Annotated in this window: 10 protein-coding genes and 1 riboswitch; of the genes, 2 read left to right on the forward strand and 8 right to left on the reverse strand. The window is 72.8% G+C overall.

Going from position 1 to position 13,848, the window contains the following annotated elements; all coding sequences use genetic code 11:
- Positions 1 to 22 precede the first annotated feature (22 nt).
- From ACFWU6_RS08650 to ACFWU6_RS08665, 4 genes are all read right to left on the reverse strand, one after another.
- Positions 23 to 673 (reverse strand): thymidine kinase, encoded by a 651-nt coding sequence (locus ACFWU6_RS08650; RefSeq protein WP_112448516.1) that lies wholly within the window; start codon positions 671 to 673, stop codon positions 23 to 25.
- 215 nt (positions 674 to 888) lie between these two features.
- Positions 889 to 2,094 (reverse strand): alkaline phosphatase family protein, encoded by a 1,206-nt coding sequence (locus tag ACFWU6_RS08655; RefSeq protein WP_383799626.1) that lies wholly within the window; start codon positions 2,092 to 2,094, stop codon positions 889 to 891.
- Positions 2,094 to 2,693: a DUF5998 family protein gene (locus ACFWU6_RS08660; protein ID WP_383799629.1), complete on the reverse strand. Its 600-nt coding sequence runs from the start codon at positions 2,691 to 2,693 to the stop codon at positions 2,094 to 2,096. Before ACFWU6_RS08660 ends, ACFWU6_RS08655 begins: the two co-directional genes overlap by 1 nt.
- 59 nt (positions 2,694 to 2,752) lie before the next feature.
- Complete coding sequence (locus ACFWU6_RS08665; RefSeq protein WP_383799632.1) at positions 2,753 to 5,569, reverse strand: GNAT family N-acetyltransferase; 2,817 nt, start codon at positions 5,567 to 5,569, stop codon at positions 2,753 to 2,755.
- A gap of 185 nt (positions 5,570 to 5,754) precedes the next feature.
- Here ACFWU6_RS08665 and ACFWU6_RS08670 point away from each other — a divergent pair, with 185 nt between their 5' ends.
- Positions 5,755 to 6,036, forward strand: coding sequence for an HPr family phosphocarrier protein (locus ACFWU6_RS08670; RefSeq protein WP_383799634.1), 282 nt, complete (start codon positions 5,755 to 5,757; stop codon positions 6,034 to 6,036).
- Positions 6,037 to 6,339: 303 nt separating this feature from the next.
- Here the strand turns inward: ACFWU6_RS08670 and ACFWU6_RS08675 are convergent, their stop codons facing one another.
- The 4 genes from ACFWU6_RS08675 to ACFWU6_RS08690 form a co-directional block, all read right to left on the reverse strand.
- On the reverse strand, positions 6,340 to 7,017 hold the full coding sequence (locus ACFWU6_RS08675) for a GntR family transcriptional regulator (protein ID WP_383799637.1): 678 nt from the start codon (positions 7,015 to 7,017) through the stop codon (positions 6,340 to 6,342).
- Between the two features lie 165 nt (positions 7,018 to 7,182).
- Positions 7,183 to 8,004, reverse strand: coding sequence for a M23 family metallopeptidase (locus ACFWU6_RS08680; RefSeq protein WP_383799639.1), 822 nt, complete (start codon positions 8,002 to 8,004; stop codon positions 7,183 to 7,185).
- Positions 8,005 to 8,016: 12 nt separating this feature from the next.
- A riboswitch (cyclic di-AMP (ydaO/yuaA leader) is annotated at positions 8,017 to 8,176 on the reverse strand.
- Between the two features lie 185 nt (positions 8,177 to 8,361).
- Positions 8,362 to 9,729 carry a M16 family metallopeptidase gene (locus tag ACFWU6_RS08685; RefSeq protein WP_383979646.1) on the reverse strand — a complete coding sequence of 456 codons (1,368 nt, stop codon included), beginning with the start codon at positions 9,727 to 9,729 and terminating at the stop codon, positions 8,362 to 8,364.
- 44 nt (positions 9,730 to 9,773) lie between these two features.
- A complete protein-coding gene (locus ACFWU6_RS08690) occupies positions 9,774 to 11,144 on the reverse strand; it encodes a M16 family metallopeptidase (protein WP_383799642.1) in 1,371 nt (456 codons plus the stop codon).
- Between the two features lie 192 nt (positions 11,145 to 11,336).
- Between ACFWU6_RS08690 and ACFWU6_RS08695 the strand changes: the two genes are divergently transcribed.
- On the forward strand, positions 11,337 to 13,793 hold the full coding sequence (locus ACFWU6_RS08695) for a DNA topoisomerase (ATP-hydrolyzing) subunit A (RefSeq protein ID WP_383799645.1): 2,457 nt from the start codon (positions 11,337 to 11,339) through the stop codon (positions 13,791 to 13,793).
- Positions 13,794 to 13,848: the final 55 nt, after the last annotated feature.

A 13,848-nucleotide genomic window follows, 5' to 3' on the forward strand; every position in this document is an offset into this window, starting at 1 on the left:
AGCGCCGCACAGAGGCGGACGGTCAGGCGTGGTTGACCGGGAGGACGTCCGGGGAGAGAGCGCCCGCGTGGGCCGCCGACGAGGTCATCCGCTTGCGGTGGTGGCGGCGGCAGAGGACCTCGTAACCGATCTCCCCCGCCGGGCGGTTCACGTCGCCCACCACGACCTGAGCGCCCTCGACCACCATCTCACCGTCTATCGTTCGGGCGTTGTGGGTGGCGCGGGCGCCGCACCAGCACAAGGCCTCGACCTGGAGCTGCTCGATCCGGTCCGCCAGCTCGATCAGCCGCTGCGAACCCGGGAAGAGCTTCGTCCGGAAGTCCGTCGTGATGCCGAAGGCGAACACGTCCATGTCGAGGTCGTCGACGATGCGGGCGAGCTGGTCGATCTGGTCGGGGGCCAGGAACTGGGCCTCGTCCACGATCACGTAGTCGACCCTGCCGCCCTTGGAGAGCTGGTCCACGAGGTACGCGTACAAGTCCATGCCCTCGGTCGCCTCGACCGCCTCCGTGACCAGGCCCAGCCGGGAGGACAGCTTGCCCTCGCCCGCCCGATCGTCACGGGTGAAGATCACGCCCTGGAGCCCGCGGGCCGATCGGTTGTGTCCGATTTGGAGCGCCAAAGTACTCTTCCCGCAATCCATGGTGCCGGAGAAAAATACCAATTCGGACATCAGAGGAGGGTGACCTTTCGGGGCGGGCAGACCGTGGGGCAGCGGCGCTCGGCGACCCCTACGCGAGATGGCGGATTCCCAAGTGAGTTGGTGCTCTTTCCGCAGTCCATGGTTCCGGAGAAGAACACCAGCTCGGGCATGGGGAGTACGGGACCTTTCGGGTCGTGGGCGGGAGGGCGGGGTCGAGTCGGCGGAGGTGCGGCGGGCCGGCGGTTTCAGGAGCGGATCTCGAGCAGCGGGACGAGCTGCTCGGCGGGGGTCATGGAGCCGTGCATGCCCACGAGCGCGGATTCGTTGGGCTCGTTGCGCGAGGCGGTGATGGCGACGTCCGCGTGGGCGGCCGCGACCACGTCGCCGATCCGCCCGAGCACGCGCTCGTCGCACTCCCCCGGCGTGCCGAACCAGCCCAGTTCCAGGGCCTCTTCGCGGCTCGCGACCCAGAAGCGGTCGCCGAGCACCTCGCGCCAGACGGTCAGCACGTCCGCTTCGGCGCCCGGCACCGCGTAGACGTGCCGGGCCCGGCCCTCGCCGCCCAGCAGGGCCACTCCCGCGCCCAGTTCCCAGTCGTCGTCGAAGTCGATCCGGGAGTCCTCGTCGAAGGGGACGTCGACCATGCCGTGGTCCGCGGTGACGTACAGGGCGGTCCGCGGCGGGAGTTGCTCCGCCAGGCGCTGCACCAGGCGGTCGACGTACATCAGCTGCCCGCGCCAGGCGTCGGAGTCCACGCCGTAACGGTGGCCGGCCCCGTCGAGCTCGCTGTAGTACGTGTACACGAGGGAGCGGTCGCCCGCGGCGAGCCGCTCGGCCGCCAGGTCCATGCGGTCCTCGCCGGTCATCCGGCCGAGGAAGGTGCCCCCGCTGAGGGCGACCTTGGTGAGCGGCGTGGTCTGGAAGGCCGGCGAGGAGACCTGCGCGGTGGCGACGCCGGCCTTGTCGGCCAGCTGGAAGACGGTCGGGTACGGCTGCCAGGGCTTGGGCGCGGTCCACGGCTGCCAGCGGAGCTGGTTCATCAGCTCGCCGGTGGCGGGGTTGCGGACGGCGTAGCCGGGCAGGCCGTGCCGGGCGGGCGGCAGGCCGGTGCCGACGGAGGCCAGCGAGGTGGCGGTGGTCGCCGGGAAGCCCGCGGTGATCGGGCGGCCGGTGCCGCCGCGGGAGCCGGCGAGGAGGGAGGTGAGGTACGGGGCCTCGTCCGGGTGGGCCTTGATCTGCTCCCAGCCCATGCCGTCGACGAGGAAGACGCAGTTGCGGTCGGCCGGGGTCAGCTCGGCGATGGAGGCCGAGAATCCGGGTACGCCCTGACCGGCGGCGAGGGTGGGCAGCAGGTCGGCGAGCGACCCGGCACCGTATTCCGGGACCGGGGCGCCGGCGAGGTCCAGCGGCTCCGGTTCGTCCGCCCAGTTCTGCGCCGCGGGGTGCGCCATCAGCGGGCGGCGGGGGCGGACGTGGCGGCCGTCGCTTCGCTGAGCGCCTGGGCGAAGAGCAGCGTCTGGCGCACGGCCTCGGGGCCGTCGCCCGCCTCGCTGACCCGCAGGCTGAGGTCGTCGGCGGTGGAGTTGCCGGTGTAGCCGTGGTCGGCGTCGCAGTTCGCGTCGCCGCAGGCGGCGGGCTCCAGGTCGATGCGCGAGACCGCGCCCCAGCCGATGGTCAGGACGACCTCGCGGGGCAGGGTTCCGGGGGTGTAGGACTCCGGGTTGGCGACGACGCGGCTCAGCACGACCGAGGAGATGCTGGAGAGCTTGACCGACTCGGTCGAGGTGGTCGCGTACGGGGACGGGGACCCGGCGTCGGCGGCCTGCTCGTCGGTGTGGCTGACGATGAACCGGTTGCCCGTCAGGACCAGCACGGTGACGTGGCGGCGCACCTCGTTGGAGTCGAAGGTCGTCTCCTGGTGGACCAGGTACGACGAGATCGGCTCGCCGCCCACCGCGGCCTCCACGGCCTCGGCCACGAGGGCCGGGTAGTAGCCGCTGCGCTCGATCGCCGTGCGCAGCCCCTGGGTCGTCGTACCGGATTTCGCCATGAGGTCCATCCTAAGGCCCGTACGGGGCACCCCGGCCGCGCCGTACCCGCCGGATGCGCTCAGTAGCTGGGCAGGGTCCGCGGCCCGAGGTCGCCCCGGGCGGGCGGATGCGCCAGGCGGACGGCCGCGCTGAGCACGGAGAGGCCCTCGGCGGCGACCACGACCGGCTCCAGCGAGACCCCGATCACCTCGGGGTGGTCGTCGACGAGCCGGGACAGCCGCAGCAGCAGTTCCTCCAGGGCGCGGGTGTCCACCGGGTCGCTGCCGCGCCAGCCGAAGAGGAGGGGGGCTGCCCGGATGGAGCGGATCAGGGCGGCGACGTCCCGGTCGGTGGCCGGGACGAGGCGGTGGGCGGTGTCGCCGAGCAGTTCGGAGGGGACCCCGGCGAGCCCGAAGGACAGGACGGCGCCCGCCGCCGGGTCGATCACCGAGCGGACGACGGTGTCGACGCCGCGCGGCACCATCGCCTGGACCACGGGCTGGAGCTCGGCCGCCTTGCCGAGCGTCCCGGTGAGTTCCTCGTACGAGCGCCGCAGCTCGCTCTCGCCGGTGAGGTCGAGCCGGACGCCGCCCAGGTCCGCCCGGTGGCGCAGGTGGGGTGCGGTGGTCTTGAGGGCGACCGGGTAGCCGAGGACCGCGGCGGCCCGGACGGCGGCGTCGGCGCTGGGGGCGGGCAGGGTGGCCAGGACGCGGATGCCGTAGCGGCCCAGGAGCTCGCGGGCGTCCCACTCGTTCAGGGTCAGCACGGCCCCGCCGTCGACGTCGGCCAGCAGCCGGGCCAGCTGGTCGGCGGCGCCGGCCTCGTCGATGTCCTCGTACGCGGGGACCTGGCCGGAGTCGGCGAGGGCCCGTCGCCACTGGCCGTAGCGGACCGCCTCCGCGACGGCCTTCACGGCCCGCTCGCCGGCGGGGTAGGCGGGGATACGGGTCCCGGCCGGGGGCGGTGCGCCGGGGAGACCCGCCGCGCTCCCGGCGGGGCCCGCGGCTCCGGCGGGTACGGGAGGCCCTTCGGGGGGTGCGGGGGGCACGGGCACGGGCAGCGAGGCCCGTGCGGCGGACAGCGCCTCGACGAGTTCGCCGAGCTCGACGTGGACCACGGCGACCGGCTTGCCCGGCACCGCGGCGACGGCGTCCCGCAGCGCGTCCGCGAGGGCGTCGGCCGGGGCGTGCTCGCCGCCCACCCACGGGATGGCGGTGACGATCACGGCGTCGCAGTCCTCGGAGGCCAGCGCGGCGGCCAGCGCCGCCCGGAAGTCCGCCGGGGAGGCGGCCGTCGTGAGGTCGAGCGGCGGGCTCGGGCGCAGGCCTTGGGCGAGGCAGGCGTCGTAGGTCAGGACCCCGAGGGACTCGGAGTTGCCGAGGATCGCGATCCGGGGCCCGGCGGGCAGCGGCTGGGAGGCGAGCAGCAGGCCGACGTCGACGAGCTCGGTGACGGTGTCGACCCGGATGACCCCGGCCTGGCGCAGCAGCGCGGACACGGTGGCCTCGGGCAGCCGGGTGCCCGGGACGACGTGGCCGGCCGGAGTGTGGCGGCCGCCCCGGGCGACGACCACCGGCTTCTCGGCCGCGGTCCGGCGGGCGAGGCGGCTGAACTTGCGCGGGTTGCCGAGGGTTTCGAGGTAGAGCAGGGCGACGTCGGTGGCGTCGTCCTCGTACCAGTACTGGAGGATGTCGTTCCCCGAGACGTCGGCCCGGTTCCCCGCGGAGACGAAGGACGACAGCCCCTCGCCGCGGCGCAGGAGGGCGGAGAGCAGGGCGATGCCGATGGCCCCGGACTGCGTGAACAGGCCGATCCGGCCGCGCAACGGCATCGGCGCGGGGGCCAGCGAGGCGTTGAGCTCCACCTCGGGCGCGGTGTTGATCAGGCCGAAGGCGTTGGGGCCGATGAGCCGCATCCCGTACGAGCGGACCTGGCGCACGAGTTCGCGCTGGCGGGCGAGCCCGGCGGGGCCGCTCTCGCCGTACCCGGCGGAGAGCACGACGAGGCCCTGGACCCGGTGTGCGCCGCAGGCGGCGACCGCCTCGGGGACGCGGTCGGCGGGGACGGCGATGACGGCGAGGTCGACGGGGGCTCCGATGGCGTCGACGGTCGGGTAGGCCCGTACGCCCTCGATCAGGTCGCGGGTGACGGACTCGTTCACCGCGTAGAGGTGGCCGTGGAAGCCGCTGTCCCGCAGGTTGCGCAGGGCCGCGGCGCCCACGCCCGAGCCGGAACGGCTGACTCCGATCACCGCGACCGAGCCGGGGGCCAGCAGCCGCTGGACGGAGCGGGCCTCAGCGCGCTGCTCGCGGGCCCGCTGGACGGCGAGGGACTCGGCGGTCGGTTCGAGGTCGAGCGTGAGGTGGACGGAGCCGTCCTCGAAGCTGCGCCGCTGCGTGTAGCCGGCGTCCGTGAACACCTTGATCATCTTGTTGTTGGCGGGCAGCACCTCGGCGGCGAAGCGGCGGATGCCGCGCTCGCGCGCGACCGCGCCGATGTGTTCGAGGAGGGCGGAGGCGATCCCGCGGCCCTGGTGGGCGTCCTGGACGAGGAAGGCGACCTCGGCCTCGTCGGAGGGGCCGGTGGCGGACCGGCCGTCGGAGCCGATGCGGTCGTAGCGGACGGTGGCGATGAACTCCCCGCCGGTGGTCGCGGCGAGCCCGACCCGGTCCACGTAGTCGTGGTGCGTGAAGCGGTGGACGTCCCGGTCGGACAGGCGGGGGTAGGGCGCGAAGAAGCGGTAGTACTTCGACTCGTCGGAGACCTGTTCGTAGAAGCTGACCAGCCGCCCCGCGTCCTCCGTGGTGATGGGCCTGATCCTGGCGGTGCCGCCGTCGCGCAGGACGACGTCGGCTTCCCAGTGGGCCGGGTACGAGGGGTCCGACTCGGTGGTCATGGGCCTACCTTACGGCCGGGGCCCACGGGACAGCGCTCGCGCGGCGCGTTAGGCAGGCCGGTGCAAACCAGTGCAAGCTGGGGAAGGTCGAACGGCGGTGAACCGGGGGTGAAGGCCGGTCGGAGCATTCGGAGCGTCGTGAGAGACTGGTCTAGACAACCGTAAGAACCCTGAAGGGCATCACCATGGCAGAGCGCCGCGTCAACGTCGGCTGGGCCGAGGGCCTGCACGCTCGTCCCGCCTCGATCTTCGTCCGTGCGACGACCGCTTCCGGCGTCCCGGTGACCATCGCGAAGGCCGGCGGCGACCCCGTCAACGCCGCTTCCATGCTGGCGGTTCTGGGCCTGGGCGCCCAGGGCGGCGAGGAGATCGTCCTCGCCTCCGAGGCCGACGGCGCCGACGCCGCACTGGACCGCCTCGCGAAGCTGGTCGCCGAGGGGCTCGACGAGCTCCCCGAGACCGTCTGAGCCTTCGGGTCCGCACTGCGCCCGCACGCACTGCGCCCGCCCGCCGGAGCCGCGGCCCCCGATCCGGGGGACCGCGGCTCCGGCGTTCCCGGCACGGCCCGCTGCCGGACCGCGGGAGCGGCGGCCGGCGCGACAGGCACGGCCGGCACCCCGCGGGAAATGCGGACGCGCGGGAATTCAGCGCCGCAGATAATTCAGCCACACCGGCGAAATGCACGCCCGCCCCGCTCGCACGGCGAATTACCGCCGCTCCGGAATTCCGGCCGCGCCGCGAAGATACCCGTTCTTTGTATACGGCGCCTGTTAATGACGGCCGCCCGACATGTTTACGGCACGTTGCGAAGTGCTCACCGCCGCCCGGAGCCGCGGCCGGTGCGCGGCCGCCGCCCGGTCCGCGTGGACCGCGGCCAGGGCGCGCGCCCGCTCCGCGTCCCCCCGGGCCACCGCGTCCACGATCGCCCCGTGCTCCGCCCAGGACTCCACCGGCCGGACGGGCGCCTCCACCACGTACATCCAGGCCACCTTGCGCCGCATCTGGGTGAGCAGCGCGATCAGCCCGGGGCTCCCCGAGGCCTGGGCCAAGGTCTCGTGGAACCAGCCGCCCAGCGAGCGCAGGTCCTCCCCCTGGCCCCTCCTGGCGCGCTCCTGGCCCAGCCTGACCAGCCCGCGCAGCACCTTCAGGTGGGCCTCGGTGCGCCGCCGGGCGGCCCGGGCGGCCGCCAGCGGCTCCAGGAGCAGCCGCAGTTCCAGGAGGTCGGCCGCCTCCTGTTCGGTCGGCTCGGCCACGCAGGCGCCGGCATGCCGGCGGGTCGTCACGAACCCCTCCGACTCCAGGGTCCGCAGCGCCTCCCGGACGGGGACGCGCGAGACGCCGTACCGGCGGGCCAGCACCTCCTCGGTGAGCCTGCCGCCCGGCTCGAACACTCCGGAGACGATGTCGTCGCGGATTGCCGTGCATACCGCGTGCGCAGGAATACGCAAGACCGAACCTCCGCCTATTTCCGACTGCCGTACCGTGTCATGCTGCGACCCTATTGCAACACACGATAATTTCCGAGAGCAGCCGGAAATGCGAAACATTTGCAAAAGACCCCGGCTCGCGGTGTGCGAGCCGGGGTCTTCGGTGAAGCGGGAGGGGCGTACGGGTCAGAGGTTGACGCCGTGCGAGCGCAGGTACGCGACCGGGTTGATGTCCGAGCCGTACGCGGCGCCGGTGCGGGCCTCGAAGTGCAGGTGCGGGCCGCTGGAGTTGCCCGTGGAGCCCGACAGGCCGATCTGCTGGCCCGCGGTGACCTGCTGGCCGGCGGAGACGCTCAGCGAGTCGAGGTGCCCGTACTGGGTGTAGGTGCCGTCGTTGTGCTTGATCACGACGTTGTTGCCGTAGGCACCGCCCCAGCCGGCCTCGACGATGACGCCCGCGCCCACCGCGTGGACCGAGGTGCCCGTGGCGGCGCGGAAGTCGATGCCGGTGTGGCTGCCGGAGGACCACATGCCGCCACCCGCGTGGTACTGGGTGCTGATGCTGCTGTCGACCGGGGCGACGAAGGTGTTGAGGCGCTTGCGCTCCTCGTCGCGGGCCGCGCGTTCGGCGGCCTCGCGCTCGGCCTTGACCTTGGCCTCGGCGAGGCGCTTGGCCTCGGCGGCGCGCTGCTTGGCGTCCGCCTCGGCCTGCGCCTTGGCGGCCGCGGCCTGCGCCTGCGCGGCGGCCTGGTCGGCGGCGCGCTGCTGGGAGTCGGCCTGGTCCTGGATGTCGCCCGCGAGCTCGTCGCCGACGACGACGGCGTTGTAGCCGGCGTCCGGGACGGAGTGCTCGGTGCTGTTGTCCGCGGCGAAGGCCGGGGCTGCGAGGGAGCCGACGACACCCGTGGTGGCGAGAGCGGCTATACCGGCGTAGCCGGCGGTCTTCCGGCTGAGGCGGCTGGAACCGCGGTGCTTGCCGGGGGCGGCGGAACGACTGCCAAACGCCATGAAGGGGTTGATCCTTTCCTTCCCTCTCGCCTACCGGGTTAGCTGACGGGTTCGGAGCAGGAAGGTCTCCTACGGGCTTCCTCTTGCGAGGCGGCCCGATTCACCCCAGGGACTCATGTGGGTCCCCGGCTCCCCAGGCTCACGCCTGACGGGGACTCGGCGATCGCTGTCCGGTGCCGCGGGTGCGGCGGGCACAACTGACGAACAGCACGGCCGACGCTAGGCGGATCATCAGTCAATCGCCAAACAGACGAGCCGTTTTGTTGCGTACGCCACACCGCATACACGCAACCTCACCACTAAACAGACAAAAGGGGCCCCGGCGGACAAGTCCGCCAAAGCCCCTTTGGTTGCCCGTCAGTTGCCGACGACGCTCACGTCACCGATGCCCAGGGCCCGCACCGGCGCCTCGATCTGCGAGGCGTCGCCCACCAGGATCGTGACCAGCCGGTCCGCCGGGAAGGCGTTCACGACCGCCGAAGTCGCCTCCACCGTGCCGGTCTCGGCGAGCTGCGCGTACAACCGCGCCTGGTAGTCGTCCGGCAGCTCCTGCTCGACCTGGTCGGCCAGGGTGCCGGCGACCGAGGCGGCCGTCTCGAACTTCAGCGGGGCCACGCCCACCAAGTTCTGCACCGCCACGTCGCGTTCGGCGTCGGTGAGGCCCCCCTCCGCGAGGGTGCGCAGCACCTTCCAGAGGTCGTCCAGCGCCGGGCCGGTGTTCGGCGTGTCCACCGAGCCGCTGATGGCCAGCATCGAGGCGCCCTTGCCGTCGGCGGTCGACCGCAGCACCTGGCCGAAGGCCCGCACTCCGTACGTGTACCCCTTCTCCTCGCGCAGCACCTTGTCCAGGCGCGAGGTGAGGGTGCCGCCGAGGCAGTACGTGCCGAGCACCTGGGCCGCCCAGACGCGGTCGTGGCGGTCCGCCCCGATGCGGCCGATCAGCAGCTGCGTCTGGACCGCGCCGGGCCGGTCCACGATCACCACGCGGCCGGTGTCGTCGGCGGTCACCGGCGGCACGGGCCGGGGCGCGGCGGAGTTGCCCGTCCAGGCGCCCAGGGTGTCGGCCAGGACGGCGTCCAGGTCGATCCCGGTCAGGTCGCCGACGACCACCGCGGTGGCGGTGGCGGGGCGCACGTGGGCCTCGTAGAAGGCGCGTACGGCCGCGGAGTCGATGCGGGCGACGGTCTCCTCGGTGCCCTGCCGGGGGCGGGACATCCGCAGGGCGGCCGGGAACAGCTCCTTGGAGAGCTGCTGGGCGGCGCGGCGTTGCGGGTTGGCCAGCTCGTGCGGGATCTCGTCGAGCCGGTTGCGCACCAGGCGGTCGACCTCGGCGTCCGCGAAGGCGGGCGCGCGCAGTGCCTCGGCCAGCAGCCCGAGCGCCTTGTGCAGCCGGGAGGCCGGGACCTCCAGGGAGACCCGCAGGCCGGGGTGGTCGGCGTGGGCGTCGAGGGTGGCCCCGCAGCGCTCCAGCTCGGCCGAGAACTCCTCGGCGGAGTGCTTGTCGGTGCCCTCGGACAGGGCGCGCGCCATGATGGTCGCCACGCCGTCCAGGCCCTCGGGCTCGGCGTCGAGGGGGGCGGCCAGGTTGATCTCCACCGCGATCACCTGCTGGCCCGGGCGGTGGCAGCGCAGCAGCGTCAGGCCGTTGGGCAGTTCGCCGCGCTCGGGGGCCGGGAAGGCCCACGGCTGCGGCTCGCCGGCCTCCGGGCGCGGGTGGAAGGTCATCGTGACGGCTGCGGTGTCGGCCGCGGTCTCGGCTGCGGTGTCGCTCACTGCTCCGCCCCCTCGTTCTCGTTGTTCTCATCGGCGGCGTCGGCATCGGCATCGGCGCCGCTCTCGGCTGCCGGCAGCGGTTCGTAGACCAGCACCGCGCGGTTGTCCGGGCGCAGCCGGGCCGCGGCCACGGCCTGCACCTCCTCGGCGGTGACGTCCAGGACGCGTCCGACGGCCGTCAGCGCGAGCTGCGGGTCGCCGAAGAGCACCGCGTAGCGGCACAGTTCGTCGGCGCGGCCGGAGACCGTGCTCAGCCGGTCCAGCCACTCGCGCTCGAGCTGCGCCTGGGCGCGCTCCATCTCCTCGGCCGTCGGGCCCTCGGCGGCGAACCGCGCGAGCTCCTCGTCCACGGCCGCCTCGATCGCGGGCACCTCGACCCCGCCCGAGGTCTTGACGTCCAGCCAGCCCAGCGAGGGGGCCCCGGCCAGGCGGAGCATGCCGAAGCCGGCCGCGACGGCCGTCTGGTCGCGGCGTACCAGGCGGTTGTGGAGCCGCGAGGACTCGCCGCCGCCCAGCACGGTCAGCGCCACGTCGGCGGCGTCGCACTCGCGGGTGCCGTCGTGCGGGAGCCGGTAGGCGGCCATCAGGGCACGCGCCGGGACCTCCTCGACGATCTCCTCGCGCAGCTCCTCGCCGATGACGTCCGGCAGCGAGCCGTCGCGCGGCGGCTGCTTGCCGTCGTGCGGGGGGATGGTGCCGAAGTACTTCTCGATCCAGGCGAGCGTCCGCTCGGGGTCGATGTCGCCGACGACCGACAGCACCGCGTTGTTGGGCGCGTAGTACGTGCGGAAGAAGTGGCGCGCGTCCTCCAGCGAGGCGGCGTCGAGGTCGGCCATGGAGCCGATCGGCGTGTGGTGGTACGGGTGGCCCTCGGGGTACGCCAGGGCGGTCAGCTTCTCGAACGCCGTGCCGTACGGGACGTTGTCGTAGCGCTGGCGGCGCTCGTTCTTGACGACGTCGCGCTGGTTCTCCATGGACTCGTCGTCCAGGGCGGCCAGCAGCGAGCCCATCCGGTCCGCCTCCAGCCAGAGCGCGAGCTCCAGCTGGTGGGTCGGCATCGTCTCGAAGTAGTTGGTGCGCTCGAAGCTGGTGGTGCCGTTGAGCGAACCGCCGGCCCCCTGGACCAGTTCGAAGTGGCCGTTGCCCGGTACGCTCGCCGAGCCCTGGAACATCAGGTGCTCGAAGAGGTGAGCCAGGCCGGTGCGCCCCTTGACTTCGTGGCGCGAGCCCACGTCGTACCAGAGGCAGACCGCGGCGACCGGGGTCAGGTGGTCCTCGGAAAGCACCACGCGCAGGCCGTTGGCCAGCCGGTGCTCGGTCGCTGTCAGGCCGCCGGAGCCGGCCTGAGCTGTGGCCGTGTGACCCATGGGCATGTGGTCCCTTCGATCGCGATGTAGAGATTTCTGTCAGACCTGCCACTGTATGCAAGCGCGCCGGTCGCCGTAGAAGTTCCCGGGTCACACCTGGGTCGGAGGCGGCGATGTCGGTGCCTCGGGCCACAATGGTCCGCGTCAGACCCCCCAGCACCCCATTTTTCTTGGTTAAGGAGCCGCGCAGCGATGGCCCGCCGCAGCACGAAGACCCCGCCGCCGGAGGATTTCGAGGAGAAGATCCTCGACATCGACGTCGTCGACGAAATGCAGGGCTCCTTCCTCGAGTACGCGTACTCGGTGATCTACTCCCGCGCCCTGCCCGACGCCCGCGACGGCATGAAGCCGGTGCACCGGCGCATCGTCTACCAGATGAACGAGATGGGCCTGCGCCCCGATCGCGGGTACGTCAAGTGCGCCCGCGTCGTGGGCGAGGTCATGGGCAAGCTCCACCCGCACGGCGACGCGTCGATCTACGACGCCCTCGTGCGCATGGCGCAGCCCTTCTCCATGCGGCTGCCGCTGGTCGACGGCCACGGCAACTTCGGCTCGCTCGGCAACGACGACCCGCCGGCCGCGATGCGTTACACCGAGTGCAAGATGGCCGACGCCACCTCGCTGATGACGGAGTCGATCGACGAGGACACCGTCGACTTCACCGCCAACTACGACGGCCAGGAGCGGGAGCCGGTGGCCCTGCCCGCCGCGTACCCCAACCTGCTGGTCAACGGCGCGTCCGGCATCGCGGTCGGCATGGCCACCAACATGCCCCCGCACAATCTGGGCGAGGTCATCGCGGCCGCCCGCCACCTGATCCGGCACCCGCAGGCGGACCTGGAGGCGCTGATGCGCTTCGTCCCGGGTCCCGACCTGCCCACGGGCGGCCGGATCGTCGGCCTCGCGGGCATCAAGGACGCCTACGAGAACGGCCGCGGCACCTTCAAGATCCGCGCGACGGTGGCCGTGGAGAACGTCACCGCGCGCCGCAAGGGCCTGGTCGTCACGGAACTGCCCTTCGCGGTCGGCCCCGAGAAGGTCATCGCGAAGATCAAGGACCTGGTCGGCTCCAAGAAGCTCCAGGGCATCGCCGACGTCAAGGACCTCACCGACCGCTCGCACGGCCTGCGCCTGGTCATCGAGATCAAGAACGGCTTCCACCCGGAGGCCGTGCTGGAGCAGCTCTACAAGCTGACGCCGATGGAGGAGTCCTTCGGCATCAACAACGTGGCGCTGGTCGACGGGCAGCCGCTGACGCTGGGCCTCAAGGAGCTGCTGGAGGTCTACCTCGACCACCGCTTCGAGGTCGTCCGGCGGCGCAGCGAGTTCCGCCGCACCAAGCGCCGCGACCGGCTGCACCTGGTCGAGGGCCTGCTGGTGGCGCTCATCGACATCGACGAGGTCATCCGGCTCATCCGGGACAGCGAGAACTCCGCCCAGGCCAAGGCCCGCCTGATCGAGCGGTTCTCGCTGAGCGAGATCCAGACCCAGTACATCCTGGACACCCCGCTGCGCCGGCTCACCAAGTTCGACCGGCTGGAGCTGGAGTCCGAGCGCGACCGGCTGACCGGAGAGATCGACGAGCTGACCGGAATCCTGGACTCCGACGCGGAGCTGCGCAAGCTGGTCTCCTCGGAACTGGCCTCGGTCGCGAAGAAGTTCGGCACCGAGCGGCGCACGGTCCTGCTGGAGTCGGCGGGCACGGCGGTGGCGGCGGTGCCGCTGGAGGTCGCCGACGACCCGTGCCGCGTGCTCCTGTCCTCGACGGGCCTGCTGGCCCGTACGGCGAACGGCGACGCGCTGCCGGAGGAGGAGGGCGGGGCCCGCGCCAAGCACGACCTGATCGTGTCGCAGGTCGCGGCCTCCGCCCGGGCGGACGTCGGCGCGGTCACCTCGTACGGGCGGCTGCTGCGGCTCGCGGTGATCGACCTGCCGCAGCTGCCGGACACCCATGCCGCGCCGAACCTGGCGGGCGGCGCCCCGGTCTCGGAGTTCCTCTCCGGGCTGGAGGCGGACGAGAAGGTGATCTGCCTGACCTCGCTGGACGAGTCCTCGCAGGGCCTGGCGATCGGCACCGAGCAGGGTGTGGTCAAGCGGGTCGTGCCGGACTACCCGGCCAACAAGGACGAGCTGGAGGTCATCGGCCTCAAGGACGGCGACCGGATCGTCGGCGCGGTCGAGCTGCGTACCGGTGAGGAGGACCTGGTCTTCATCACGGACGACGCCCAGCTGCTGCGCTACCCGGCGGCCCAGGTGCGCCCGCAGGGCCGCCCGGCGGGCGGCATGGCGGGCGTCAAGCTCGCCGGCAACGCCAAGGTGATCCACTTCTCGGCGGTCGACCCGGCCCGGGACGCCGTGGTGTTCACGGTGGCGGGCTCGCACGGCACCCTGGACGATTCGATGACGTCCGGGAAGCTGACCCCCTTCGACCAGTACCCGCGCAAGGGCCGGGCGACCGGCGGCGTGCGCTGCCAGCGGTTCCTGAAGGGCGAGGACGTGCTGGTGCTGGCGTGGGCGGGCGGCTCTCCGGCCCGCGCGGCCGGCGCCAACGGCACTCCGGCCGCGCTTCCTGCGGTGGACCCGCGCCGGGACGGTTCGGGGACACCGCTGCCGTCGGCCGTCGCGGCGCTGGCGGGGGCCGCGCTGTAGCGCCTACGGCACGCACGACGGGGCGTGCGGGGTGTGCGGTCTCCGGGCCGCGCAG

Source organism: Streptomyces sp. NPDC058674, from assembly GCF_042716505.1.
Classification (GTDB): Bacteria; Actinomycetota; Actinomycetes; order Streptomycetales; family Streptomycetaceae; genus Streptomyces.